This is a genomic window from Variovorax sp. P5_A3 (genome assembly GCF_056400665.1).
Window position 1 is genome coordinate 155,195 of record NZ_JBFUKW010000007.1, and the last position, 23,647, is coordinate 178,841.

The window sequence follows — 23,647 nt, forward strand, 5'->3', positions numbered from 1 at the left end:
ATCGCATGACCATCGCCAAGCCAGACTTCATCGAAGGCATCGCCAAGGGCATGGCCGTGCTCGAAAGCTTCGATACCGAGCGCCAGCGCCTGAACGCGACGCTGGCTGCCGAGCGCGCGGGCCTCACGCGGGCAGCGGCCCGGCGCCACCTGCTGACGCTCGCGCATCTCGGCTATCTCGAGACCGACGGCAGCTATTTCTGGATGGCGCCGAAGGTGCTGCGCTTCTCGGGCAGCTATCTCGCGTCGTCGCGATTGCCCCGAGCGCTGCAACCGACGCTGAACCGCCTTGCCGCACAGACGCAGGAGTCCTTTTCCGCCGTGGTGCTCGACGGCGAGGAAGTCGTCATTGTCGCGCGCAGCGGCAGCTACGGCGCCCCGACACGGGTACTGGCTTATGGCCTGCACCTCGGTGCGCGCCTTCCTGCACATGCAACGTCGACAGGCCGCGTGCTGCTCGCCGCGTTGAGCGCTTCGAAACTCACGGAGTGGTTCAAGGGGCGCAGCCTGCAGCGGCTCACGCCCCACACCATCACGCAGGCGCGGGTTTTGCGCCAGCGCATCGCACAGACACGCAAGGACGACTTCTGCTTCGCCAGCGAAGAGCACGAACTCGGCGTGCAGGCGCTTGCCGTGCCGTTGCGCGACATGCAGGGGCATACGGTGGCGGCGCTCAACGTCGTGCTGTCCGGCGGCCGCCATCAGGAGGACGCACTGCGTCGCGACATGCTCCCGCTGCTTTTCGAGGCGGCGCGCGAGGTGAGGGCGCTTCTGTAGGTGTCGACGAGCATCATCGCCGCTACCATCCCGAGGATCGCTTCTCGGGTGAATGAACGATGAGACTACTTCTGCTGGAAGATGACGTGATGATCGGCGAGACCGTGCTCGATCTGCTTCGCGCCGAAAAGTACGCGGTCGACTGGGTCAAGGACGGGGACGCGGCGGACATGGCGCTCCGTGCGCAGCAATACGACCTGGTCCTTCTCGACCTCGGCGTGCCACGCCGTGACGGCTTGGAGGTACTGCGTGCCTTGCGCGCTCGCAAGCAGCGCATGCCGGTATTGATTGCGACGGCCCGGGACTCCGTGCAGCAGCGCATCGAGGGCCTGGATGCCGGTGCCGATGACTATGTCCTGAAACCCTATGACCTCGACGAGCTGCTGGCGCGCATTCGAGCGCTGTTGCGCCGCGCATCCGGACGGGCAGAACCGGTGTACGAACACATGGGCGTGAGCGTGAATCCTGCGACACGCGAAGTCACGGTCGCCGGTCAGCCGGTCATGCTTTCAGCGCGTGAATGGGCGGTGCTCGAACCGCTCCTGGCGCGGCCCGGCATGGTGCTGTCACGCGCGCAGCTGGAAGAAAAGCTCTACAGCTGGAAGGACGAGATCAGCAGCAATGCCGTCGAGGTCTACGTCCATGGACTGCGCAAGAAGCTGGGCGCAGACTTGATTCGAAACGTGCGCGGAGTGGGCTACATGGTGCCCAAGGAATGAAGTCGCTCCGTGCCCGCCTGCTGTGGTTCTTGCTGGCAGCCATCGTTCTTGCGGCGGGTACACAGGCTTTTGTTGCCTACCGAACGGTGCTCAGCGAAGCCGACGACATCTTCGACCATCACATGCAACAGATGGCGCTTTCGTTGCGCGCCGGGCTGCCGCCGAGCGCGACCGTCGGTGGGATCGGTGCGGGTGACGAGAACTTCGAATTCATCGTCCAGGTCTGGACCCTGGATGGCATTCGCATCTTCGAATCGGCGGCACAGGCCGCGTTACCCCAGCGCGCCGTGCTGGGCTTTTCGAACGTCCAGGCCAGGGGCACGACCTACCGGGTGTTCTCCTTGCAGACCGGCGCGCTGGTCATTCAGGTGGCGCAAGACATGGCTGCCCGACGCCGCATGGCGGGGACACTGGCGCTGCGCACCGTCGGGCCGATTGCGCTGGCGGCGCCGCTGTTGATGCTGGTCGTGTGGTGGGTGGTGAGTCTGTCGCTCGCGCCGGTGGCGCGCGTGCGCAGTCAGGTCGCGGCGCGCCAGGCTGACGACCTGTCGCCGCTGAGCGAGAGGGATCTACCCGAGGAGGTGCGACCGCTGGTGCACGAACTCAATCTGCTTTTCGACCGCGTTCAAAGGGCCTTCGATGCGCAGAAGCACTTCGTCGCGGATGCCGCGCACGAACTGCGGTCGCCGCTGGCCGCATTGAAGCTTCAAGTGCAGGGCTTGCAGCGCGCGACCGATGAACCCACCCGCGATCTTGCCGTAACACGGCTGTCCGCCGGGATCGACCGCGCAACGCGCTTGGTGGAGCAGATGCTCGCACTCGCGCGACACGAAAGCAGCGCCGCGGCCGGCGCCCGCCCGGAGTCGGTGAGCCTGCCGGACGTGGCGCGGCTGGCGATTTCCGACGTCGTTGCCACCGCGCACGCACGCCATATCGACATTGGCGTGGTCAGGGCAGATCCTGTGCAGATTCCCGGTCAGTCCGAGGCCATGCGCACGCTGCTGCGCAACCTCCTCGACAACGCCGTGAAGTACTCTCCGGACGATGGCCGCGTCGACGTCAGCATCGTGGCGAACGCGGAGAGCGTCGAGCTCAGCGTGGACGATAGCGGTCCAGGCCTGCCCGCGAGCGAGCGCCAGCGGGTGCTGGATCGCTTCTACCGGTCCGGCGAACCTCAGGTGCCGGGCAGCGGACTCGGCCTTGCCATCGTGAAGTCGATCGCCGATCTGCACGGTGCGACCGTTTCACTCGACCAGTCCGCGAGCCTCGGGGGATTGCGAGTGATGGTGAAGTTTCCTCTAGTGTCCTGAGTTTTTTCTCATTGCTTTTCGCACGCCACTTGTTTAAGGCGCGCTTAAGTGACTGGCCCGACATTCCTTTCGTTGAATTTCTCCAAACCTCGAAAGGATTCCAGATGAAGACCAGTTTGACCTCGCCCCGCGCGCTTGTCCTTTCGCTGGCAGCTGCCGGCGTGATCGGCGCCGTGGCCACCGGTGCGTATACCAGTGCCAACGCCGTGGGTTCGCCGGCGCCTTCGGCCATGCCGGTTGCTGATGCGCCGCAGGTCTTGATGCCCGACTTTTCCACCATTACTGCGCGCCACGCTCCGGCGGTGGTCAACATCAGCGTGACAGGCATGACGAAGACGTCGGGCGAAGGTCCGCAAGGCATGCAGGGGATGGATCCGGATGACCCCATGTACGAATTCTTCCGCCGCTTCCAAGGCCAGGGCGGCCCGCGCGGACAGCAACAGCAGCGCGAGACGCCGGTGCGCGGACAGGGCTCTGGCTTCATCGTGAGCGCCGACGGCATCATCCTGACCAACGCGCACGTCGTAAAGGACGCCAAGGAAGTGACCGTCAAGCTGACCGATCGCCGCGAGTTCCAGGCGAAGGTCCTGGGCTCGGACACGAAGACCGACGTCGCCGTCCTCAAGATTGACGCCAAGAACCTGCCGACCTTGTCCGTCGGAAACACCAAGGACCTGAAGGTCGGCGAATGGGTGCTTGCCATCGGTTCCCCGTTCGGCTTCGAGAACACCGTGACCGCCGGCGTCGTCAGTGCCAAGGGGCGTTCGCTGCCGGACGACGGCTATGTCCCGTTCATCCAGACTGACGTGGCCGTGAATCCTGGCAACTCCGGCGGCCCGCTGATCAATACCCGTGGTGAGGTGGTCGGCATCAATTCGCAGATCTACAGCCGCAGCGGCGGATACCAGGGAGTGTCCTTCGCCATCCCGATCGACGTGGCGATCCAGGTGAAGGACCAGATCGTCGCCACGGGCAAGGCGAGCCATGCGCGCCTCGGCGTCGCGGTGCAGGAAGTGAACCAGGCCTTCGCCGACTCGTTCAAGCTCGACAAGCCTGAAGGTGCGCTCATTTCGAACGTGGAAAAGGGCGGTCCGGCCGACCAAGCCGGGCTGCGCTCGGGCGATGTGATCCGCAAGGTCGACGGCGATCCGATCGTTGCGTCTGGCGACCTTCCGGCCTTGATCGGTCAGAAGAAGCCCGGCAGCAAGGTCTCGCTCGAAATCTGGCGCCAGGGTGCGCGCGAGGAAATCTCCGCGAAGCTGGGTGACTCCGCCGAAAAGTCGATCACGGTTGCGAAGGGCGACAACAGCAGCGGCCAAGGCAAGCTCGGCCTTGCGCTGCGCCCGCTGCAACCGCGGGAACAGCGCGAGGCGGCGGTCGACGGCGGCCTGCTGATCCAGGAAGTGGGAGGCCCCGCGGCAATGGCAGGCGTGCAGCCTGGCGACGTGCTGTTGGCCATCAACGGTACGCCGGCGAAGAGCATCGAGCAGGTACGCGAGGTCGTGGCCAAGGCAGACAGGTCGGTGGCACTGCTCATTCAGCGCGACGGCGACAAGATCTTCGTGCCTGTTCGCCTCGGTTGACCTCAAGGCCGCGAAACGGCATTTCGAGACAAAGTGCCGGTTCCCGGGGCCGCGCTTGGTCCGATGTGCAAAAGTACCTTGGTGGAGATTTCTATGGACAGTAACAATTCGTGAAACAACTGAATCAGAGGAATCCCATGGTGCGGCGTGACTTGGCCTTGACTGTTCTCGAGTTGGAACCCGGTGAATTTCACTGGGTTCTGATGGAGGCAGTGCAAGCAGAATCCGATGAATGCCTGGGATACCGGCCCATCGATTCCTCCACCCGGGGTCTTCCCGATTATTCCGAGGCGCTCATCCAGGGCGCTTCGGCCTTGCGCGTTCTGCAAGGGCTCGCGCCGTTCGGCAAGCCCATGACGCCCGTCGGCATCGGGGAAAGCACTTCGGCCCCTTTGGCAGACGAGAGCGCCAGCACGAACGGCCCCAACGTCGCCGATCCCGACTCTTGCATGTTTACCACCGGGCATCCGGTCCTATAGGCGACCTTGCCTAGCGGTTCCACACATCGAAGTGAAGAGCCGTCACCGCGATCACCTTCGCCGCTCTCGATCGAACCGTTTCCCTGAGGGACACGCCGCGCAGCACCATCAGCGGTTGCGCGGGTGTGTCGCATGGCGCAGCAGCCTTGTCGAACATGCGATTCGAGGCGAACGACATGCGTGCTTTGGCGGCGAGCGAGAGGATTTGTTGCATGTCCTGCAAGGTACGGTACCGCGCCGCAATCGAAAATCTCTCCAATGGGTGCATGACACCCCCAAGCGGCATACTCCGGAAGGTCGGCGCACTGTGTAGGCGCGTGCGCTTCGTGCCTAGGAAAGAAAAGATGCCAAGACTGATCGTGCTCCAGAAGAATGGCTCGGCCAAACAGGTCAATGTGATGGGAACGCCGTTCGTCATCGGCCGGGCGGACACCTGCGACCTCGTTCTGGACAATCCTCTCGTGAGCAGGTCCCATGCCGTCTTCGAGGCCGTGGGACAGGACATGACGATTCGCGATCTGCAGAGCCACAATGGAACGTACGTGAACGGCGAGCGGAAGGAAACCTTCACGCTGAGCAACGGTGACGAAATCAAGATCGGGAGCTACCAGATCCGCTACCTGGCCGATGGTGGTCCGATCGCCGCGGCCGAGGCATTGCGGCTGGTGACCGTTCCGGGCAAGCTCTCAGATATCGATCTCCTGAAACTGGGCGTGAAGTCCTGAACATCTCTCCGAAGCAATGAACGCGCGGCGCAGCACCACATACCTTCCGCGACGCTCCGTCGCGGCTGCGTTGGTCGCGTTGCCCGCCTTCTGGCTGGGCGCCCGCGCTCAGGCGCCGGCCCGGCGGCGCGCCACGCCGTCCCAAACCGAGGGGCCGTTCTACCCAGTGACCTTGCCAGCGGACACGGACTACGATTTGCTGCACAACGGCTCAGCAAACTACATGGCGGGTGAGCCAACCTGGGTTGACGGCATGGTCTCGGATCTGGACGGGCGCCCCCTGACCGGCGCGTTCGTGGAAATCTGGCAGTGCGATCAGGCCGGTCACTATCACCATCCAGGCGATGGCGATCGCGCCGACCGGGCCTTCCAGGGCTTCGGGAGGGTGGCGGTCGATACCCAAGGCCGGTATCGGTTCCGGACGATCCGGCCCGTGCCCTATACCGGCCGAACGCCGCACATCCATGTCAAGGTCAAGCTCGGTCCACGAGAATTGCTGACCACCCAACTCTATGTGGCGGGCGCACCGGGCAATGCGCGCGACTTTCTGTGGCAGAACCTGGCCCAAGAGGATCGGGCGGCAATCACCGTTCCTTTCGATCGTGCCCCGGATGGCTGGAAGGCAAGCTTCCCGATCGTCATCGCAACCTGAAGGTCCGTGGGTGTGAATTAATGCCCGTGCGATGGGCGCGGGCGCCGGGCGGAGTGTCCGTCGCGCTGATCGTTACAAGTATCCTCACGCGCAACAAGTTCCGCAAATTGTTGGAACTTTACGCCTCGCATGAACGCCCTGCTGCCACACACTGCTCGACATCACGACTTCCTTGCGGAGGCCCCCTGATGTTCTCCGGCGACGGCCTGTTTGCAATCAAGGTGGTGGCAGCAGCTGCGCCCGTGGCGGGGTTTGTTGCAGTTGCGCATGTGCGAGCCCGGCGACGAGCTCGGCGTGCGCACGAAGCAGCCACCGCAACCGGCGCCACGCGAAGCGTCAACGTCGAAGTCCCGCGATCGGTCGACGACATGCTTGCATCGGTCCGCTTCGATCTCACGCCGAATCTGATGGGCTTACTCGCCGCAGCCAACAGTGCGTCGCTGCGCGGGTTCGAGACCCCCGACGCGGTGATGATGGCGCTCGAAGTCGACGCCGTGTGGAACACAACAGGAACGGGGCATGCCTCGACCGACGAGGTCCAGCCTCAGCGGACCCGCGCCATCGCCACGAGGGAAGTGCTAGTGCTTCGGTCCAGCAATCCGGCCCGCGAAAGCATCAAGGTTCGATTGACAATGCTCTTGCGCGCCCATCGCTCCACGCCGGAGGGCGAGGCACTTTACTGCGCCGCCGACGGCGAGATCCGTACCTCACCGCCTCGGCGCCTCCGCGTTGCAGAGGTCGGAGAACGCAAGCAGTTCTACTGGGTTCGCTCCGGCTCGCCGGCCGAGTCCACGCACGGGCCCGGCTAGATCTTCGTCTGAGGGCCGCGAGCCGTGGCCCTCCCCATTCATCTATACGGCATATGGCGAGCGCCTCGCGGATTGACCGCGCAGGTGAAGCTTCCGTTCGGCTAGTGCTTCTGGTGAATGTGTCCTAACTTCGCGCGCAGTACAGTCAGTTTCACGACAGAGAGGTTCTGACGTGACTTCATTGCTGGTTCGCATCGTGGTGCACATGGCTTCGGAAACGGGTAAGCGTTCGAACGACGCCCCTGAAATTCCATGAGCCCCGTCATCTCACTCGACATGCGTACAGTGCCCGGCTCGGTGACAGGACGAGGCACACACGGCAGAGTGTCGCTGGACTGGGTGGACATCGCGCCCGGCAGCGCGCACACCCTGCCCGAAGGAATGCGCCTGGAGGATTACGAGATCGTCGGACCCATCGGCGAGGGCGGCTTCGGCATCGTCTATCTCGCCTGGGACCACGCGCTGGAACAGCACGTCGCGATCAAGGAATACCTGCCGGCCATCCTGGCCTCCCGCGCCAGCGTTTCGCCAGCGGTGGTGGTCAAGTCGCAGCGCCACAAGGACGACTTCTGCCTCGGCATGCGCAGCTTCCTCAACGAGGCGCGGATCCTGGCGCGCTTCGACCATCCGTCGCTGGTGAGGGTGCTGCATTTCTGGGAAGGCAACGGCACCGCCTACATGGCCATGCCGTACTACGAGGGGCCGACACTGGCCCGCGCGCTCAGTGAACTCGGCCGTCCGCCCGATGAGACGGAACTCTGCGCCTGGCTGCATCCGCTGCTGGATGCGCTCGGCACCATGCATGCGGCGAGTTGCTTTCACCGCGACATCGCGCCCGACAATATCCTCCTGACCGACCATGGCCCGGTGCTGCTCGATTTCGGCGCGGCGCGGCGTGTGATCGAAGGCGTGGGCTCTTCGCCGACGGTGGTTTTCAAGCCGGGTTACGCCCCGATCGAGCAATACGGCGAAGTCGCATCGATGAAGCAGGGCGCATGGACCGATCTTTACGCCTTGGCGAGCGTCGTCTACGCAGCCGTGACGGGGCAGCCGCCGATGCCGTCGATCGAACGCCTGATGGATGACCGACTGAAGCCGCTTTCCCAGGTGGCTCACGGTCGCTATAGCGAACCGTTCCTGGCCGCGATCGATGCCGCCCTGTCCTTGCACCCGCGCAACCGCCCCCAGAGCGCGGCCGAATTCTGGACCTTGCTGAGTTGCGGCCAGCAACTCCAGGATCTGGATCTCGTGCGCGCGGTTCGAGGCATCGATGTGCCGACCGGCACGGGCACCACGCTGCTCATTCCCGAACTGCCGTCCGAGCCGACGATGCCGGTCGACGAGGACCTGGATTCCTTCTTCGAGGCACCGCCGATGGCGTCGCCACCGGAGCGCACAGTTGCACCGGAGGCTGACGCTGAAGCTGAAGCAAGCTCGCCACCCGATGCGCTGGACGCCGAGGACACCATCGACGACTCGCTGCCACCACTTGAGCATTCGGTTCCGCAGGATCGGCGACCTCCCGTTTCGAACTGGCCGCCCCTGCGCGTCGCGCCGAGCCCGAAGCAACGCAGAAGCAGTCGAATCAGGGTCGTCGCGCTGGTGGCGACGATGGGTTGCATCGGATTGGCCGCGGTCGGTTATTACCAGTTCCGCGATCACGTCGAGGCCGAGCCGGTGGCGCGCATGGCCCTGCCAACCTCACCCGTGCCCGCCCCGATTCCGGCCCAGGCATTGGCGCCAGCCCAGGTTCCGACCCAGATTCCGACGCCGACGGCGGCGCCAGCACCGGCGACCGAAGCCATGTCGGCGACAGAAGCCCTTTCATTGCCCGAGCCGGCTCGCGCGACTGTGGACGCGGTGCCCCAGACACCGAGGCAAGCACCGGAGCCCGTCGTCGCCTTGCCGGCACCTTCACTGCCAGAGCCGGAGCTCACATCCACCGCCCCGACGTCGTCGACGCCAGTCGAAACGAACGCGCCCAAAGCACGACTGCCCGCACCGACGCAGACCATCACCGAACCGGCTCGCAAGGCAGTCGCGCGGGCGCCCTCCGAAGCTGCACGTCCGGTCCGGCGGGAAGCCCGCGCACCCGTCGCGGAACAACCGATCCTGCCCGCCGTCGTCCAGGTGGCTCCCCCCGAGCTTCCGCAGATTCCACAGGCGCACACCAAGTGCACGGACATTCTTCAACGCGCCTCGCTGGGCCCGGTGAGTGCCGAGGAGACGGCCATTCTGAGAAAGGGGTGTGAATGATGACAACGACCTTCGCTCGATGCCTGCAAGCCGCATCCTTGGCGGGTGTGATTTCGCTGACGCTGGGACTGGCCGGTTGTGCGTCGCCACCCGTGGTCACTTCATCCAAGACCGAGCAGCCCTTCGATCAGGCAGTGGCGCAAGCCACCGACAGCCTCGTCATGCAGGTGCAGCAGAGGCAGACCTTGTTTTCCAGGATGGGATCGAAGCGAAGCGTCGTGCTCGATCCGATGATCGATGCCGGCAGCGCACAGCAGACCGGGGCAACGCAAGTGTTGCAGGACCGGGTCACCGAGCGCATGAACACCAAGGTCGAGACGATGGAGATCCTGCCGTTCGACAGCGCGAACCTCGCCAAGGCCCGCTACCTGCTGACCGGCACCATGACGCGCCTCTCGGTCGAGGAGCCGCGCAGTCCGCTGCAGATCAATCTCGCCCTGACCGAACTCGCCACCGGAACGGTCGTCGCCCAGTCGTCGTCCGTGGCGCGCGACGAAGGCCTGGACCACACGCCCCTGCCGTACTACCGGGACACGCCCGTGCCGACCAAGGACCGGGTGATCGAAGGCTATGTGCGCACCACCGCGACGCCCCCTGGCCAGCACGGCGATGCGTACTACCTGGAGCGCCTCGCGGCCGCGCCTGCGATCAAGGAGGGTACCGCGCACTACAACGCCGAGCGCTACCAGGACGCACTCGCGCAATACAGCGCCGCGGGCGGCGATCAATTGCGCGTGCTCAACGGCATCTACCTGAGTTCGGTGAAGCTGGGGCGCACAGCCGAGGCCGAGGAAGCCTTCGGCAAGATCGTCGCCTACGGCATCGCCAACCAGCAATTGGGCGTGAAGTTCCTGTTCAACCCGAACACCACCGTGTTCTGGTCAGAACCCAGGATCAGCGGGCCCTATGCGATGTGGCTGCGCGAAATCGCCAAGGCCAGTGCCGACGCCAAGGTGTGCATGGACATCGTCGGCCATACCAGCCATACGGGACCGGTGGCCTACAACGACAACCTGTCGCTTCAGCGCGCCCGTTACATCCGCCAGCGCCTGATCGGCGAATCCACCGTGTTGACCGACCGCACCACACCCAGCGGAAAAGGCTTCCGGGAAAACATCATCGGCAGCGGGACCGATGATGCGATCGATGCGCTGGACCGCCGGGTCGAATTCAAGATCGTCGGCTGCAGCTGAAACGACCTTGGGCGCTCACAGGGACGCATTGCCGTTCTGCGACGGCCAGAACAGGCGCCACCACGGTCGCTTGGCTTCAGGCGCATTCGACGCCTTCGTGATCAGGTCCGCCGCCACCGATGCGCGAACGCGCTCGCGCAGCGCCGTTTCGTACGCATGGGCCGGCGCCCGGGCGCTGCGGTCGCCTCGCAGGGCCTGACGGCGCCAAGCGTGCGCGTGCTCGGCGAGTTCGGCGTCGGTCAGGTCGTCGGGGTGAGGCAACTGCTGAGTCATGTTGACCAACATTGTGGCTCGGACGGCGCCAATCATGGTTTTCCACGATACAACTTGCGCCACTTGGTGACGCGCAGTAACCACACACTTGATTTCGATCGATCGTTTTTTTTGTCAAGCGCATCGAACTGGGCGCGCAGTTCGCTATGTCACATCGTCGTCATGACGCGTGGAGACCATCCGTCCCGCGTCGCAGTTCGCGGCGCGGTCGCCTTGCGCGATCGAAGCAACTTCGCACAACAACGCTCATGAAACTACGTCTTGCCGCCACCGCGGCCTTGCTTGGCCTTGCCAGTCCGGCCTTCGCTCTCAACATCCTGCTGTCCAACGACGATGGCCTGACCAGCAACCTGAAGGCTCTCTACGATTCGCTGAAGGCCGACGGCCATGACGTGATCGTTTCCGTGCCCTGCACCGGACAGAGCGGTCGTGGCGCGGGGATCGTGATGTACAGCACCTCGACGATCATTTCGGACAACGACAAGACGCAGATCGACGCCGAAGGCGGTTGCCACAACGGTGCAGCACCCACCGGCGCACCGGCCGTGGGTCCGTTCACCAAGGCCGGCTACACCGGCGGCGACTACAACTACGTGCACGGCACGCCTGTAATGGCCACGATGTACGGCCTCGACGTGCTCGCTCCCGCCCGCTGGGGCAAGGCGCCCGACCTGGTGCTGTCCGGCCCCAACGAAGGCCAGAACGTCGGTCGCGTCGTCAACAGCTCGGGCACCGTGGGCAACGCCCAGTTCGCCGCAGGGCGCGGCCTGCCGGCCATCGCCCTGAGCGCGGGCTCCGACACGGTCGACAACGCCGGACTCGCCAATGCCTACTCCAAGGTGGTCGCGCAACTCTCGGTCAAGCTCGTGAAGGAGTTGCAGGCCAAGGCAGGCTCGGGGCCTCTGCTGCCCGATGGCCTCGCGCTGAACGTCAACTTCCCCAACAAGCCGACGACCGACCTGGCATGGGCGTTCTCGCGCCATGGCAGCTTCGAGTTCTACAGCCTGAAATTCAACAACACCGTGCCGTACGGCCTGGGCGCCGCCGTCAACGCCGCGTCGTCCGCGACCCCGGCGCAGGCCGAAGACGAATCGCTGGTCGTGCAGACCAAGATCGCCGTCACGGCCATGCAGGTGGGCTTCGACCACCGTCCGGCAGGGCAGCAATGGCTGCGCCTGCGTCTGCGCGACCTGCTGAGCAAATGAGCGCGATGCACAGCATGAATCGAAACTTCGGGGCGATGGCCCTTTGCAGCGCTGCGCTGTGGCTGACGGCTTGCGGTGGCGGTGGCAACGGCACGGCGATCCTGCCGGTCACGCCGCCGGCGGCGATCAAGCCGACCGTCACAGTCGACGATCTCGCCACCGGCAGCTATGTCGTCAGCACGGGCGACTCCAACGCACCCACGGTGGGCAAGTACTACGCCGCCGCGGACGGCAGCCGCTTGCTCGTGATCGGCGACAGTGACGATCACGCCAAGCAGACCTATCGCCGCGACGCCGGCGGGGCGTGGGTAGGCGTGCCCGCTGCCGACAAGGACGTGCGTGTGACCCTGATCCAGAGCAACACGCAGGCGGACGCCGGCGCGAGCATCGCGAAGGTCGTGGGCCACTATCGCGTGCAGGCGTCCGCCGGCGTGACGGCCGACTTCACAGTGGCTGCGGATGGCACGATCGTGACAGGCAGTTCGGCCTGCAAGCTCTCCGGCAAGCTGTCGGCGGGCACGCTGCCGAACACGCTGAAACTCAGCCTCGCCACCAGCGGCTGCGGCAGCTTGCCCGCCTCGTCGTCTGGCGTCATCGCGATCGACCGCGACTATGCACCGGCATCGTTCCGCATGCTGGCGGACGACGGCGCCCAGCTCGTCGACCTCTGGGCCTACGCCGAATAGTCGGAAGTTCAGCGCAAATGACATCGACCTCGCGAGATTCGTGCATTTGTGCGCGGATTGCATCACTCGGCAAAAAGTAATCCATTCGTATACGGGAGACCCTGTTTGACAATCGCGCCAAACTTCTTGGGTCTCCTGCGTCATGGACACTTCTCGCTGGGTTGAAACGTTTCGTCGATTCCTGGGCAACCTGTTGGGTGCGCCCAGGAAGCGCAAGGCGTCACGGTCAGTGCCGCGCGTCGTGGCCTCGATCGATCGGTCGGTCCCTTTGCCCGTTCCCACGGCGAAGCAGCCGATCCGGGAGCCCGACCTGTCTCCCGAGCCCGTCGCTGCGGTGTTGAAACAGCCTGTCGTCGTTGCGCCTGCGGCTGTCGAGCAGGCGAGGGCGCCCGCTCCCATCCCGGTGAAGGTCGCGCCACCGTCGCCCGCCGTCGCGCCCCCCTTGTTCATCCAGGAACTGATGCAGCCTGTCGTGAAACTGGTGCCGGAAGATCCTCCTGCGGCGGTCAAGCCCATGCGCACGCTCGAAGAGGTCAGGGCGGATCTGGCCCGGCTGCGCGCGAACGCAAAAGAGCGACATGCCCAAGCGCAGGCCCAGGTCCAGATTCAGGCGCAAGCCCGCCGCAGCGTCGCTTTCGAGCCGACAGACTTCCTGGATTTCGCCAAGCCGGAACCCCCGCCCAGCGACAACCCCGAATCGGGCTTCGCCTCGACGGCCTACCTGGACTTCACCACCCTGAAGTCGCGCGAAGGCACCTGAGGCAACGGACTCTCAAGCGGCAAGGCGGCCCGTCGACGCATCAGCAGCCGACAGGGCCAAGTGGGGTGAATTCAGCAGCAATTGCGCTGTGTTGTCGAGGTGCTCCGCAATGAGCGACTGGGCAATCTGGACATCCCTGTCGAGCACTGCGTCGACCAACGCCTGGTGCTCGCCTTTCACGTCGCGTTCCGTCACCCCGAGCGGCGCCGACAACTGCCGATAGCGCTCGCTTTGCTGATAGAGGATCTGGTGCATCCTCAGCAGCCACTGGTTCGGGCAACCGGCCACCAATGCCCGATGGAATTCGCCATGGCTCAGCGCCCACTCGGCGCTGAGCTGCGTAGGGAGTTCAGGATCGCGCTCGGCCACGCGTGACAGGCGATGGAAGGCCGACACGATGCCACCTTCCCAATCCAGGTCGCCGTGGCAGATGGCCTCGGCCAGGCAGAGCTTCTCGATCTCGATGCGCGCCTTGACCAGGTGCAGCAGTTCGGCCGCCGACACCGGGCTCACCCGATAGCCGCGTGCCGGCTCCGACACCACCAGCGCCTCGGCCTCGAGCATGGCGAGGCCCTCGCGCACCGCGCCTGCGCTGACTTCGATCTCTTCGGCCAGCGCCGCGATATTGAGCTTGGAACCCGGCAGCAGGCGGCCACCGATGATGGCCGTGCGCAGGCGTTCATAAACCAGCCGTGTTTGGCTGATGCCTCGGGGGCGCTCGCTCGTCGCAGCCACTCTTGTAAACCCTAACAATAGATAAATATCTTGTCGATATAGTTTGGTGCAGAGAATATATTATTTCCGAGAAGCCTACAAACTTCGAACTGGAGAGAGACAGATGGCCGACATCCAACTGCGCACCCGCAAGGATCCGAACCGCGCCGACGATCACAGCGTCCACTCGCTGGATCGTTTCGTCTTCACCGTGCCGGACCTGGACGAAGCGGCCCGTTTCTACGATGCCTTCGGGCTCGAACTCCGGCGAAGCGACGATCGGCTGGATCTCCACACCGTCGGGCATCCGCAGGCCTGGGGCTCGTTGTTCCAGGCGCCGGGGCCGAAGAAGCTCCAGTACCTGCGATTCGGCTGCTTCGCCGAAGACCTGGCGCCCATCGCCGAGCACATCGAACAGCAGGGCATTCCCCGCTGCGATCCGCATCCGCTGGGCGACGCGGAAGGCATCTGGATCCGCCATCCGGACGGCTTCGCGGTGCAGATCGTGGCGGCGCCCAAGAGCTCGCCGGATTCACGCGCCGAGCGCATCGCCGAACCTGCCGTGCCACCGGGCACCGGCGCATCCCTTGCGCGCTCGCGCATTCCAAAGGTACGGCCGCGCAGGCTGTCGCACGTATTGCTCTTTTCGCCGAACGTGGCCGATGCCATCGTGTTCTACCAAGGCGCGCTCGGCTTGCGCCTCACCGATCGTTCGGGCGACCTCGTGGTCTTCATGCACGGCGCCCATGGGAGCGATCACCACCTGATCGCCATGGCCAAGTCGGACGGCCCGGGCCTGCACCACACCAGTTGGGACGTCGGCAGCATCGACGAAGTCGGCCGCGGCATGGAGCAGATGTACGCGGCAGGCTATCCGCGCGGGTGGGGCGTCGGGCGCCACGTACTCGGATCGAACTACTTCTATTACGTGCGCGACCCGTGGGGCAGCCACGCCGAGTATTCCTACGACATCGACTACGTCCCCGGCGGCTTCGAGTGGCCGCACGCCGACCATCCGCCGGAGGACTCCTTCTATGCATGGGGGCCCGCGGTGCCGGAGGACTTCATCACCAACTTCGAGACCCGCAACGGCTGACGCCCAGGGGCGCGGCGCCGTCGACTTCCCCTCCACCTCATCAAGGAAAACCCATGCGCTTTGCAGCTTTCCAAAGCAACGGCCGGCCGGCGCTCGGCCTTCGTCTCGACCAGGAGATCGTCAACCTCACGGCCGAAGGCCTGCCCGCCACGCTCGACGAGCTGTTGCGCGCCGGGCCTGCTGGCCTCGCCGAGGCAAAGCGCGCCGGGGCATCGGCGCGTTCGCGCCTGCCCATCTCGGACATCGACTGGCTGCCACCGCTGCAGTCGCCGTCGAAGGCGATCGCCGTCGGACTCAACTACGTGGACCACGCGGCCGAAGGCAACTTCGACCCGCCCAAGTACCCGGTGCTGTTCCACCGTTTTCCGTCGTCCTGGGTCGGCCACAAGCAGCCGCTGGTGCGTCCGCACGTGTCGACGCAGTTCGACTACGAGGGCGAGTTGCTGGTCGTCATCGGCAAGGGCGGCCGCTACATCGACAAGGGCAGGGCGCTCGATCACGTCGCGGGCTATTCGCTCTTCAACGACGGCTCGATTCGCGACTACCAGTTCAAGTCGGCGCAATGGATGATGGGCAAGAACTTCGATCGCTCCGGGTCCTTCGGCCCCGAGTTCGTCACGGCGGACGAACTGCCGTCGGGCGCCACCGGCCTGAAGCTGCAGACACGCCTCAACGGCCAGGTGCTGCAGGAGGCGAACACGCGCGACATGATCTTCGACGTCGCGACGCTGGTGTCGGTGTGCTCCGAGCCCTTTGCATTGCAGCCGGGCGACATCATCATCGCCGGCACGCCCGCGGGCGTGGGGTTTGCGCGCAAGCCTCCGATCTTCATGAAGACCGGCGATGTGTGCGAGGTCGAGATCGAAGGCGTCGGGCTGCTCTCGAACCCGGTCGTCGACGGCGAGTGAACTGACAACGAACAACAGCAGGAGACAAGCATGAACATGGACCGCCGGACCTTCGTGGCCGCCGCGGGCGCCCTCGGCGCCAGCGCGATCTTGACGAATCACGCCTCGGCGCAGCAGCCCGCGGGCACGCCCATCCGCGTGGGCGGCACACTGGCGCTGACCGGCCCGCTGTCGGCTACTGGATTGGTCCACAAGCTCACCGGCGAGATCTATGTCGACTCGCTCAACAAGCGTGGCGGCCTGCTGGGCCGGCCGGTCGAATGGGTGCTGAAGGACGACCAGTCCAAGCCCGACCTGGCGCGTACCCTGTACGAGCAGCTCGTGACCTCCGACAAGGTCGACCTGCTCATCGGCCCCTATGCGACAGGCAACATCCTGTCTGCCATGGGTGTGGCGCAACGCTATAACAAGACGCTGGTGCATCACACCTTCGGCATCCCGAACCTGGCCAAGTACGACCAGCAGTTCCCCGCGTGGTCGATCGGGCCAGACCCAGAGAAGACGCTGCCGGCCCTGGTGCTGGATGCGCTGGCCGCTTCGTCCGCGCCACCAAAGACCATCGCGGTCGTGACGAGCAAGTTCCCCTCGGTGCACTTCGTCGCGCTCGGCGCACGCGAAGTCGCCAAGCAGCGCGGCGTGAAGGAAGTGCTGTTCCTCGAATGGGACTTCGGCAACCGCGACTTCGGCCCGATCGCCGGGCGCGTCAAGGAAGCGAATCCCGATTTCATCTGGACCGGCGCGATCGGGCTGGAAGGCAACCAGTTGCTCGATGCGATGAAGAAGATCGACTATGCGCCGCTGCACCACTTCTATCACGTGCCCGCGCCGGCACCGATGCTCAAGGCGCCCGAGGCCAACGGCGCGCTCTCGATGACGATCTTCGAGGACCATCCGCCCTTCACCAACAACGCGGTCGCGGCGGAATTCGTCAAGGTCTACCGTGATCGCGCGGCACGTGCCGGCATGCCCGACACCGCCGTCGAGACCCAGGCGGCGGCATCGTTCACCGCGTGGCAGATCATCGAAGCCTCGGTCATCGCGACCAAGGGCCTCGACGACAAGGCCATGGCCGCATGGCTGCGGGCGAACCAGGTCGACACCATCCAGGGCAAACTGCGCTTCAACGAGCGCGGCAATTTCGGCGCCGACCTGAGTCGCGTCAAGCAGGTGCAGAACGGCAAGTGGGTCACGGTGTGGCCTGCCGATTGGGCCGCACCGGGCGCCAAACTCCAGACGCGCGGCGCATAGGAAGGATGAACTTGCCCAGCGCCACGCTCCTGGCCCAGTCCGTCCTTGCAGGCCTGTTCACTGGCGCGCTCTACGGGCTGCTCGGGCTGGGGCTGAGCCTGTCGTGGGGGATGCTGCGGCAGATCAATCTGGCGCACTTCGCGCTCGCCTTTCTCGGCGCCTACCTGACCTACGAACTGTCCAGCCATCGCGGAGTCGATCCGCTGCTGACGCTGGTCTTCATCGTGCCCCTCTTCTTCGTGCTGGGCGCGGCGCTGCACTGGGTGCTGACGCGCTTTCGGGTGAGTCCCTTCAACTCGCTGCTGGTCACCTTTGGCATCACCGTGATCATCGAGGCGCTGCTGCAATGGACGTGGACGGCCGACTATCGCAAGCTGGAGTCCGCCTATGCGGAGCACAAGCTGCGCCTCGGGCCGCTCTTCCTGCCGGTGCCAGAACTGATCACGCTGGGGCTGGGCGTAGGCATCTCGCTGGCGGTCTGGCTGGCGCTGCGCCGCACGGACCTGGGCAAGGCGATGCGCGCGGCCGCCGAAGATGCGCCGATCGCTGCCGCCTTCGGCGTCAATCAGAACGCACTGGCGCTCATGCTCTCGGGCCTCAACGCGGCGCTGGCCGGTGTGGCCGGCGTGTGCATCGCGTTGGCCTACACGCTGTCGCCGTCGCAGATCTATGCGTGGATCGGCGTCGTCTTCGCCGCCGTGATGCTGGGTGGACTCGGCCGGCCGCTCGGTCCCTTGATCGCCGGCTGCATCATCGGCGTGACCGAGGCCGTCACCATGGCGGTGACGGCGCCTTCGTGGGCGCCGCTGGTGTCCTTCTCGCTGCTCATGCTCGTGCTGCTGGTGCGGCCGGGGAGGGTGGCGTGAAGCGGTCCTTCCTGTGGATCCTCGCGGCAGGTGCGGGCCTCGCGGTCGTGCCGTGGCTCGGCTTGCCGGCCTTCTACGAGTCGATCCTCTACCTGATCCTGCACTGGATCGCGCTTGCCACTTCGTGGAACCTGCTGTCGGGCTACTCGGGCTATTTCTCCTTCGGGCATGGCGCGTTCTTCGGCATCGGCATGTACACCACGGCCACGCTGGCCACCCGCTTCGACGTGCCCTTTCTCTGGACGCTCCCGGCCGCAGCCGCCGTCGCCGCGGCGTTCGGCGCGCTGCTGGGCGCGGTGGCGTTCCGGGTGCAGGCGGTACGCGCCGAACTCTTCTCGCTATTGACCCTGGCCGCGACCTTCGTCGTCGCGACGATCATCCTCAACACGCCGATCGACGGCGGACCGGGTGTGTACATGAGCGCGGTGGCGGTGCCCCACATCGGACCGTCGCCCTCCGGCACCTTCTACCTGCTCTCGCTCTTCGTGGCCGTGCTCACGGTGCTGGCCGCCATTGCGATGTACTACTCGCGCTTCGGCACCGGCCTGTTCGCGATCCACGACGACGAAGACGTGGCCGAGGTCATGGGCGTGCCGACCTATCGCTACAAGCTGGGCACGTTCGCGCTCTCGTGCGGACTCGCGGGCGTGGTCGGCGGCGTGCACGCGCTCTTCATCTCCTACGTGACGACCGGCGACACCTTCACCATCGCAATGCCGCTCACCGTCGTGCTGATGTCGGTGCTCGGCGGCACGCGCCACTGGGCCGGTCCCATCGTCGGCGCCACGGCCATCACGCTGCTGCTCTACGCCTTCACGGGCGGCGACAGCGCCATCATCGGCAAGGGACTGACCGGCCTGGTGCTGATCGTCGTGATTCTCTTCATGCCCGAGGGCGTGCTGGGTCAGGCGCTGAAGTGGTGGGGTGCTCGCAAGGGTGCCACTGCGCGCATGAAGCAGGCACCGATCACTCCACCTGCCCGCACAGAGCCGCCGCGAACCGTGCCCGCAAGCGGCACCATCGTGTTGCGTGCGCGAGGTGTGCGCAAATCCTTCAAGGGTGTGCAGGCATTGCGCGGCGTCGATCTCGAAGTGCGACAGGGCGAAATCCTCGGGCTGCTCGGGCCGAATGGTTCGGGCAAATCCACGTTCATCAACGTCGCGAGCGGACACTATGCCGTAACGGCAGGCCTGATCGAGTTCGCGGGCCAGCGGATTTCCGGCATTCCGGCGCACCGCATCGCGCACGGCGGCATCGCGCGCACCTACCAGATCCCACGGCCCTTCGCGCATCTGACAGTGCTGGAGAACGTCGCCTTGCCCGCGATGTTCGGCGCTGCCGCGCTGGACCGTCGCACGGCGGAAGCGGAAGCCTGGCAGTGGCTCGCCTTCACCGGTCTCACCGAGCGCGCGAACGCGTTGCCGGGCGAGCTCAACCTGCATCAGCGCAAGTTCCTGGAATTCGCGCGGGCGCTTGCCTCGCGGCCCCAACTGCTGATGCTCGACGAGGTGCTCTCGGGTCTCACGCCGTCGGAGATCGACGAAGCAGTGGCGCTTATCCGACGCATCCGCGACCAGGGCGCGACCATTGTCTTCGTCGAGCACGTCATGCGGGCGGTGATGGCGCTGTGCGACCGCGTCGTCATCTTCAACCGTGGCGAGGTGCTGGCGGAAGGCGCACCACGCGACGTGATGCAACGTCCCGAGGTGGTCGCAGCCTATCTCGGCCATGCCATGGAGGAGGGCGCCGCCGTCGAGGCGGCCGCGGCGTCGACGCAAGTGATCGCCCCGGAGCCGGCCCATGCTTGAACTGCATTCGATCCGCGTCGCGTACGGGCAAGCGACCGCGCTGTGGGACGTCTCGCTGTCGATCGGCCAGGGTGAGCTCCTCTGCGTCGTCGGCCCCAACAGCGCGGGCAAGAGCACGCTCATCAATGCCATCGCAGGCCTGCATCGCATCTGCGCGGGAAGCATGGCATTCGATGGCGAGGACATCTCCCGCCTCGCGCCGCATCGTTTCTGCGCGCGCGGCATTGCGCTGGTACCTGAAGGGCGTCGTCTCTTCACCGAGATGACGGTGCGCGAGAACCTCGAACTCGGCAGCTACCTTCCGGCCGCGCGCGCCGATCGCGCACGCTCGCTGGAGCGCGTTTGCGCGCTGTTCCCCGCATTGACCGAAAAGCTGGCGCAGCCGGCCGGCTCGCTGTCGGGCGGACAGCAGCAGATGGTGGCGATCGGCCGGGCGCTGATGGCACAACCCCGGCTGCTGCTTCTCGACGAACCTTCGCTCGGGCTGGCGCCGAGCATCGTGCTCGACATGTTCCACGCCATCCGCCGTATCCATGCCGAGGGCATTGCGGTCCTGCTGGTGGAGCAGAACGTCAGCATGGCGCTCGATATCGCCGAACGCGCCGCCGTACTGGAAGAAGGTCGCATCGTCGCCCTCGGCCGGCCCGATGAACTGATGGCGCGTCCCGAACTGCGCCGCGCCTATCTCGGGCTCGATGCCGCAAACGCCACACACGCCACAATCTGAACATGACACAACCCATCACAGTCGGCGTCATCGTCGGCAGCAACCGCCGCGAATCCATCAACCGCAAGCTGGCGCAAGCCATCGTCAAGCTGGGCCCTTCCACGCTGCGCTTCGAGGACATCCGCATCGACGACCTGCCGATATACAACGGAGACCTGGAAGGCAACAGGCCCGACACGGTGAACCGCTTCACCGCCGCCGTCGCCGCCTGCGACGCCGTGCTGATCGTGATGCCGGAGCACAACCGCTCGTTGCCTGCGCTGCTCAAGAACGCCATCGACTGGGGTTCGAAGCCCACGGACAAGAACGTCTGGCGCGACAAGCCTGCCGCCATCACCGGCACATCGCCTGGCGCCATCGGCACCGCGGTCGGACAGCAGCACCTGCGGCAGATCCTGGGCGTCCTCGGGGCGACGGTCATGGGCGGCGAAGCCTACGTGTCCTTCAAGGCCGACCTGCTGGATGCCGAAGGCGGGATCGCGAACGAGGCGACGGGGGTGTTTCTCCAGGCCTTCGTCGACAGATTCGCCGCACTGGTCGGCAAGCTGGTGCCCCGTCCGCCTGCAGCCTGAAGCTGCTGATACCATGGCCGTGCAACGATCGAACCCGATACGGCATGCCCCAACTCATCCTGACGACGACCGGGGGGACGACCCGCCAGGTCCTTCTCAAGGCGCACGACAACACGCTGGGTCGGAGCGCGCACAACGATATCGTCATCCCGTCCGCCGAGGCCAGCCGACAGCACGCGGTCATCACCGTCGAGGCGGCGTTCATCACCATCAGGGACCTGGGCAGCCGCAACGGCACCTACGTGAACGGCGATCGCATCGAGAGCCAGGTGCTCGTCGAAGGTGACATCATCCGTCTTGGCACGCACGAGTTGATGTTCATCGCGGGCGACCAGGAGTTCAGCCGGGTCGAGGCGCAACGCATACCCACGGTGCCCGGCTTTCCGCCCAGCCTCGATCGCGACGATGACCTTGACCATGACCGTGCGCCGACGATGCCCGACGAGCCGCGCAGCCGGCGCGGGAAGCTCTGATCAGCTGGGCTTGGTCTGCAATTGAACCGCACCCTTGAATCCGGCCTGCTCAGGGTCGCGCTGGCCTTCATCACGCTGCTGACGCTGGGCCTGCTGTCCGGTTGCGATTCACCCGTGCGGCTCATGCCGACGCCGGTCAGCTTCAGCAACGGCGACGTCGACCCCTTCGAGAAGATCGGCGCCAAGCTGAAGACCACCGAGGTCCCGGTGTTCTACGCGACCAACCGCCTTGCGTTGATCGAGGAGCCGGAACCGCTGCACACGATCGTGCCCACAGACGACCTGCGATTCGGCGTGGCCCATGTCCGCGTCGGCGACGAGACGCTCGACTGGGAGACGCTCCACAGGCTCTCGACCAGCGACGATCCTTCGGAAAGGCCTATCGTCCATCTCGAAAGCCTCGAGCAGATGGCGGTGCTGAAGTCCAATCAGGAAGTGAAGAACTCGCCGGAGGCACAGGCTTTTTTCGCGATGGTGAACAAGGCCCTGGAAGCCAGCCCGAACAGCGAGCTGCTCATTTACGTGCACGGCTCCAACAACACGGTCCCGCGTGCGGCTGCGCAGGCCGCGCAATTCCGGCATTTCACGGGTCGGCGCATGATCGTGCTGTCCTTCATGTGGCCTTCCGCGGGTTCGATCCTGCGCTACCTCACGGATGTCAACAACGCGGCCCGGACGGTCGAGCCTTTCGCGCGGCTGGTCGAACTGGTGGCCGAGAACACCAAGGCCTCGCGGATCGATGTGCTGGCCTACAGCGCCGGGGCGCAAGTGCTAAGCCCGGCATTGGCGCACCTGGCGACGCCGCGGCCCGGCGAGTCGAGGACGGAGCTGCAGGCGCGCTTGCGACTGGGCCAGATCTATTTCGCGGCGCCGGACATCGACACCCGACGCTTCGTCAATGAGCTCGGCGCGTACATCGACATCATCGATCGCGTCAGCATCGCGGCCAATCTCAATGATTCGGTGCTACGCTTTGCCGCCATCGTCGGCCGTGCATCGCGCGCGGGCCGGCCCGACGTCACCGAGCTGAACGCCGACCAGACACGCTTCCTGGTGGAGGCATCGCAGAAACTGCGCTTCGACCTGATCCGCGTGGACCCGAACGACATTCCCAACCTGCCGGAGAGTTCGCACGACTTCTGGTACGACGACCCATGGGTGAGCGGCGACATGCTTGCGCAATTCCTGCTCAGCGCGCCACCGCCGCGACGAGGGCTCGACGAACAGCGATCACCTGGGGGTGCCCGCTACTGGACCTTCCCGTCCGATTTCTACGACCGCATCTACCGGCTGTTCAAGCGCTGAACGCGTTCAGGCCAGCATCTTGTCGGCGATCAGGTGCCAGTGCAGTTCATCGACCGGCGTGATCGACAACCGGTTGCCCCTGCGCAGCACCACCATGTCGGCCAATTCGGGCGTGGAGCGCATCTCGGGCAGGGAGAGCAGGCGGGTCTTGCGCAGCGCCTGCACATCCAGCAGCAGCCAGCGTGGCGCATCAGGCTTGGAGGCTTCGTCGTAGTAGGGCGAGGAAGCATCGAACTGCGTCGGATCGGGTCGCGTGCCGGATGCGACGCGGGCGATGCCCACGATCCCCGGCTCGGCGCAACTCGAGTGATAGAACAGCACGCCGTCGCCGACATGCATCGCATCGCGCATGAAGTTGCGCGCCTGGTAGCTGCGCACGCCGGTCCATGGGACGGTGGCGTTCGGCGCGGCCAGCGCGTCATCGATCGAGCACTCGTCCGGCTCGGATTTCATCAACCAGTATTGGGGCACGTCAGGATCTCAAGAGCTTCGTTGCGGCAGTGA

The 23,647-nt window shown here is 65.3% G+C and carries 26 protein-coding genes; 22 read left to right on the forward strand and 4 right to left on the reverse strand.

From position 1 onward, the window contains the following. The first annotated feature begins 5 nt into the window (after nucleotides 1-5). The 5 genes from AC1D3B_RS13120 to AC1D3B_RS13140 all read left to right on the forward strand — a co-directional run bounded on the left by AC1D3B_RS13120 (nucleotide 6) and on the right by AC1D3B_RS13140 (nucleotide 4,867). Complete coding sequence (locus AC1D3B_RS13120; protein WP_478191095.1) at nucleotides 6-776, forward strand: IclR family transcriptional regulator domain-containing protein; 771 nt, start codon at nucleotides 6-8, stop codon at nucleotides 774-776. Nucleotides 777-835: 59 nt separating this feature from the next. Then, nucleotides 836-1,495: a response regulator gene (locus AC1D3B_RS13125; protein WP_478191096.1), complete on the forward strand. Its 660-nt coding sequence runs from the start codon at nucleotides 836-838 to the stop codon at nucleotides 1,493-1,495. Beyond that, nucleotides 1,492-2,805: an ATP-binding protein gene (locus AC1D3B_RS13130; RefSeq protein WP_478191097.1), complete on the forward strand. Its 1,314-nt coding sequence runs from the start codon at nucleotides 1,492-1,494 to the stop codon at nucleotides 2,803-2,805. Before AC1D3B_RS13125 ends, AC1D3B_RS13130 begins: the two co-directional genes overlap by 4 nt. Before the next feature lie 104 nt (nucleotides 2,806-2,909). Then, nucleotides 2,910-4,388, forward strand: a complete 1,479-nt coding sequence (locus tag AC1D3B_RS13135) for a DegQ family serine endoprotease (RefSeq protein ID WP_478191098.1) — start codon at nucleotides 2,910-2,912, stop codon at nucleotides 4,386-4,388. A 110-nt stretch (nucleotides 4,389-4,498) separates the two neighbouring features. Then, on the forward strand, nucleotides 4,499-4,867 hold the full coding sequence (locus AC1D3B_RS13140; protein WP_478191099.1) for a hypothetical protein: 369 nt from the start codon (nucleotides 4,499-4,501) through the stop codon (nucleotides 4,865-4,867). Between the two features lie 10 nt (nucleotides 4,868-4,877). Here the strand turns inward: AC1D3B_RS13140 and AC1D3B_RS13145 are convergent, their stop codons facing one another. Continuing rightward, nucleotides 4,878-5,081: a hypothetical protein gene (locus AC1D3B_RS13145; protein ID WP_478191100.1), complete on the reverse strand. Its 204-nt coding sequence runs from the start codon at nucleotides 5,079-5,081 to the stop codon at nucleotides 4,878-4,880. A 130-nt stretch (nucleotides 5,082-5,211) separates the two neighbouring features. On the opposite strand from AC1D3B_RS13145, the gene AC1D3B_RS13150 reads away from it, so the two are divergent. The 5 genes from AC1D3B_RS13150 (at nucleotide 5,212) to AC1D3B_RS13170 (ending at nucleotide 10,502) form a co-directional block, all read left to right on the forward strand. Continuing rightward, the gene (locus tag AC1D3B_RS13150) at nucleotides 5,212-5,592 is read left to right on the forward strand and encodes an FHA domain-containing protein (RefSeq protein ID WP_478191101.1); all 381 of its coding nucleotides are present in this window, start codon (nucleotides 5,212-5,214) and stop codon (nucleotides 5,590-5,592) included. Nucleotides 5,593-5,608: 16 nt separating this feature from the next. Then, nucleotides 5,609-6,244 carry a dioxygenase family protein gene (locus AC1D3B_RS13155; RefSeq protein ID WP_478191102.1) on the forward strand — a complete coding sequence of 212 codons (636 nt, stop codon included), beginning with the start codon at nucleotides 5,609-5,611 and terminating at the stop codon, nucleotides 6,242-6,244. A gap of 188 nt (nucleotides 6,245-6,432) precedes the next feature. Further along, complete coding sequence (locus tag AC1D3B_RS13160; RefSeq protein WP_478191103.1) at nucleotides 6,433-7,053, forward strand: hypothetical protein; 621 nt, start codon at nucleotides 6,433-6,435, stop codon at nucleotides 7,051-7,053. Nucleotides 7,054-7,305: 252 nt separating this feature from the next. Beyond that, nucleotides 7,306-9,309, forward strand: a complete 2,004-nt coding sequence (locus AC1D3B_RS13165; protein ID WP_478191104.1) for a serine/threonine protein kinase — start codon at nucleotides 7,306-7,308, stop codon at nucleotides 9,307-9,309. After that, on the forward strand, nucleotides 9,306-10,502 hold the full coding sequence (locus AC1D3B_RS13170) for an OmpA family protein (protein WP_478191105.1): 1,197 nt from the start codon (nucleotides 9,306-9,308) through the stop codon (nucleotides 10,500-10,502). The genes AC1D3B_RS13165 and AC1D3B_RS13170 overlap by 4 nt, the downstream gene beginning before the upstream one ends. 15 nt (nucleotides 10,503-10,517) lie before the next feature. Here the strand turns inward: AC1D3B_RS13170 and AC1D3B_RS13175 are convergent, their stop codons facing one another. Continuing rightward, nucleotides 10,518-10,787: a hypothetical protein gene (locus AC1D3B_RS13175; RefSeq protein ID WP_478191106.1), complete on the reverse strand. Its 270-nt coding sequence runs from the start codon at nucleotides 10,785-10,787 to the stop codon at nucleotides 10,518-10,520. A 236-nt stretch (nucleotides 10,788-11,023) separates the two neighbouring features. Here AC1D3B_RS13175 and AC1D3B_RS13180 point away from each other — a divergent pair, with 236 nt between their 5' ends. From AC1D3B_RS13180 to AC1D3B_RS13190, 3 genes are all read left to right on the forward strand, one after another. Further along, entirely contained in the window at nucleotides 11,024-11,980 is a 957-nt protein-coding gene (locus tag AC1D3B_RS13180; protein ID WP_478191107.1) for a 5'/3'-nucleotidase SurE, read from the forward strand. A 14-nt stretch (nucleotides 11,981-11,994) separates the two neighbouring features. Then, nucleotides 11,995-12,666 (forward strand): hypothetical protein, encoded by a 672-nt coding sequence (locus AC1D3B_RS13185; RefSeq protein WP_478191108.1) that lies wholly within the window; start codon nucleotides 11,995-11,997, stop codon nucleotides 12,664-12,666. 142 nt (nucleotides 12,667-12,808) lie between these two features. Further along, entirely contained in the window at nucleotides 12,809-13,426 is a 618-nt protein-coding gene (locus AC1D3B_RS13190; protein WP_478191109.1) for a hypothetical protein, read from the forward strand. Between the two features lie 12 nt (nucleotides 13,427-13,438). Here AC1D3B_RS13190 and AC1D3B_RS13195 read toward each other — a convergent pair whose 3' ends face one another. Continuing rightward, nucleotides 13,439-14,161 carry a GntR family transcriptional regulator gene (locus AC1D3B_RS13195; protein WP_478191110.1) on the reverse strand — a complete coding sequence of 241 codons (723 nt, stop codon included), beginning with the start codon at nucleotides 14,159-14,161 and terminating at the stop codon, nucleotides 13,439-13,441. Between the two features lie 103 nt (nucleotides 14,162-14,264). On the opposite strand from AC1D3B_RS13195, the gene AC1D3B_RS13200 reads away from it, so the two are divergent. The 9 genes from AC1D3B_RS13200 to AC1D3B_RS13240 are packed head-to-tail and all read left to right on the forward strand — an operon-like array spanning nucleotide 14,265 to nucleotide 23,143. Beyond that, a complete protein-coding gene (locus AC1D3B_RS13200) occupies nucleotides 14,265-15,236 on the forward strand; it encodes a VOC family protein (RefSeq protein ID WP_478191111.1) in 972 nt (323 codons plus the stop codon). Nucleotides 15,237-15,289: 53 nt separating this feature from the next. Further along, nucleotides 15,290-16,144, forward strand: coding sequence for a fumarylacetoacetate hydrolase family protein (locus tag AC1D3B_RS13205; RefSeq protein ID WP_478191112.1), 855 nt, complete (start codon nucleotides 15,290-15,292; stop codon nucleotides 16,142-16,144). 30 nt (nucleotides 16,145-16,174) lie between these two features. Further along, nucleotides 16,175-17,392, forward strand: a complete 1,218-nt coding sequence (locus tag AC1D3B_RS13210) for an amino acid ABC transporter substrate-binding protein (protein ID WP_478191113.1) — start codon at nucleotides 16,175-16,177, stop codon at nucleotides 17,390-17,392. A gap of 5 nt (nucleotides 17,393-17,397) precedes the next feature. Further along, nucleotides 17,398-18,258 carry a branched-chain amino acid ABC transporter permease gene (locus AC1D3B_RS13215; protein ID WP_478191114.1) on the forward strand — a complete coding sequence of 287 codons (861 nt, stop codon included), beginning with the start codon at nucleotides 17,398-17,400 and terminating at the stop codon, nucleotides 18,256-18,258. After that, nucleotides 18,255-20,066: a branched-chain amino acid ABC transporter ATP-binding protein/permease gene (locus tag AC1D3B_RS13220; protein ID WP_478191115.1), complete on the forward strand. Its 1,812-nt coding sequence runs from the start codon at nucleotides 18,255-18,257 to the stop codon at nucleotides 20,064-20,066. The genes AC1D3B_RS13215 and AC1D3B_RS13220 overlap by 4 nt, the downstream gene beginning before the upstream one ends. Further along, nucleotides 20,059-20,793 (forward strand): ABC transporter ATP-binding protein, encoded by a 735-nt coding sequence (locus AC1D3B_RS13225; protein ID WP_478191116.1) that lies wholly within the window; start codon nucleotides 20,059-20,061, stop codon nucleotides 20,791-20,793. Before AC1D3B_RS13220 ends, AC1D3B_RS13225 begins: the two co-directional genes overlap by 8 nt. A 2-nt stretch (nucleotides 20,794-20,795) precedes the next feature. Then, nucleotides 20,796-21,365, forward strand: coding sequence for an NADPH-dependent FMN reductase (locus AC1D3B_RS13230; RefSeq protein WP_478191117.1), 570 nt, complete (start codon nucleotides 20,796-20,798; stop codon nucleotides 21,363-21,365). Between the two features lie 44 nt (nucleotides 21,366-21,409). Continuing rightward, nucleotides 21,410-21,838: an FHA domain-containing protein gene (locus tag AC1D3B_RS13235; RefSeq protein WP_478191118.1), complete on the forward strand. Its 429-nt coding sequence runs from the start codon at nucleotides 21,410-21,412 to the stop codon at nucleotides 21,836-21,838. A 21-nt stretch (nucleotides 21,839-21,859) separates the two neighbouring features. Continuing rightward, a complete protein-coding gene (locus tag AC1D3B_RS13240; RefSeq protein WP_478191119.1) occupies nucleotides 21,860-23,143 on the forward strand; it encodes an alpha/beta hydrolase in 1,284 nt (427 codons plus the stop codon). A gap of 6 nt (nucleotides 23,144-23,149) precedes the next feature. Here the strand turns inward: AC1D3B_RS13240 and AC1D3B_RS13245 are convergent, their stop codons facing one another. Next, complete coding sequence (locus tag AC1D3B_RS13245; protein WP_478191120.1) at nucleotides 23,150-23,596, reverse strand: EVE domain-containing protein; 447 nt, start codon at nucleotides 23,594-23,596, stop codon at nucleotides 23,150-23,152. Between the last annotated feature and the right edge of the window lie 51 nt (nucleotides 23,597-23,647).

Coding starts and splice junctions, on each gene's coding strand:
- AC1D3B_RS13120 (WP_478191095.1), top strand. CDS start 6: ATGACCATCGCCAAGCCAGACTTCATCGAAGGCATCGCCAAGGGCATG.
- AC1D3B_RS13125 (WP_478191096.1), top strand. CDS start 836: ATGAGACTACTTCTGCTGGAAGATGACGTGATGATCGGCGAGACCGTG.
- AC1D3B_RS13130 (WP_478191097.1), top strand. CDS start 1,492: ATGAAGTCGCTCCGTGCCCGCCTGCTGTGGTTCTTGCTGGCAGCCATC.
- AC1D3B_RS13135 (WP_478191098.1), top strand. CDS start 2,910: ATGAAGACCAGTTTGACCTCGCCCCGCGCGCTTGTCCTTTCGCTGGCA.
- AC1D3B_RS13145 (WP_478191100.1), bottom strand. CDS start 5,081: ATGCAACAAATCCTCTCGCTCGCCGCCAAAGCACGCATGTCGTTCGCC.
- AC1D3B_RS13150 (WP_478191101.1), top strand. CDS start 5,212: ATGCCAAGACTGATCGTGCTCCAGAAGAATGGCTCGGCCAAACAGGTC.
- AC1D3B_RS13155 (WP_478191102.1), top strand. CDS start 5,609: ATGAACGCGCGGCGCAGCACCACATACCTTCCGCGACGCTCCGTCGCG.
- AC1D3B_RS13160 (WP_478191103.1), top strand. CDS start 6,433: ATGTTCTCCGGCGACGGCCTGTTTGCAATCAAGGTGGTGGCAGCAGCT.
- AC1D3B_RS13165 (WP_478191104.1), top strand. CDS start 7,306: ATGAGCCCCGTCATCTCACTCGACATGCGTACAGTGCCCGGCTCGGTG.
- AC1D3B_RS13170 (WP_478191105.1), top strand. CDS start 9,306: ATGATGACAACGACCTTCGCTCGATGCCTGCAAGCCGCATCCTTGGCG.
- AC1D3B_RS13175 (WP_478191106.1), bottom strand. CDS start 10,787: ATGTTGGTCAACATGACTCAGCAGTTGCCTCACCCCGACGACCTGACC.
- AC1D3B_RS13180 (WP_478191107.1), top strand. CDS start 11,024: ATGAAACTACGTCTTGCCGCCACCGCGGCCTTGCTTGGCCTTGCCAGT.
- AC1D3B_RS13185 (WP_478191108.1), top strand. CDS start 11,995: ATGAATCGAAACTTCGGGGCGATGGCCCTTTGCAGCGCTGCGCTGTGG.
- AC1D3B_RS13190 (WP_478191109.1), top strand. CDS start 12,809: ATGGACACTTCTCGCTGGGTTGAAACGTTTCGTCGATTCCTGGGCAAC.
- AC1D3B_RS13200 (WP_478191111.1), top strand. CDS start 14,265: ATGGCCGACATCCAACTGCGCACCCGCAAGGATCCGAACCGCGCCGAC.
- AC1D3B_RS13205 (WP_478191112.1), top strand. CDS start 15,290: ATGCGCTTTGCAGCTTTCCAAAGCAACGGCCGGCCGGCGCTCGGCCTT.
- AC1D3B_RS13210 (WP_478191113.1), top strand. CDS start 16,175: ATGAACATGGACCGCCGGACCTTCGTGGCCGCCGCGGGCGCCCTCGGC.
- AC1D3B_RS13215 (WP_478191114.1), top strand. CDS start 17,398: ATGAACTTGCCCAGCGCCACGCTCCTGGCCCAGTCCGTCCTTGCAGGC.
- AC1D3B_RS13225 (WP_478191116.1), top strand. CDS start 20,059: ATGCTTGAACTGCATTCGATCCGCGTCGCGTACGGGCAAGCGACCGCG.
- AC1D3B_RS13230 (WP_478191117.1), top strand. CDS start 20,796: ATGACACAACCCATCACAGTCGGCGTCATCGTCGGCAGCAACCGCCGC.
- AC1D3B_RS13235 (WP_478191118.1), top strand. CDS start 21,410: ATGCCCCAACTCATCCTGACGACGACCGGGGGGACGACCCGCCAGGTC.
- AC1D3B_RS13245 (WP_478191120.1), bottom strand. CDS start 23,596: ATGAAATCCGAGCCGGACGAGTGCTCGATCGATGACGCGCTGGCCGCG.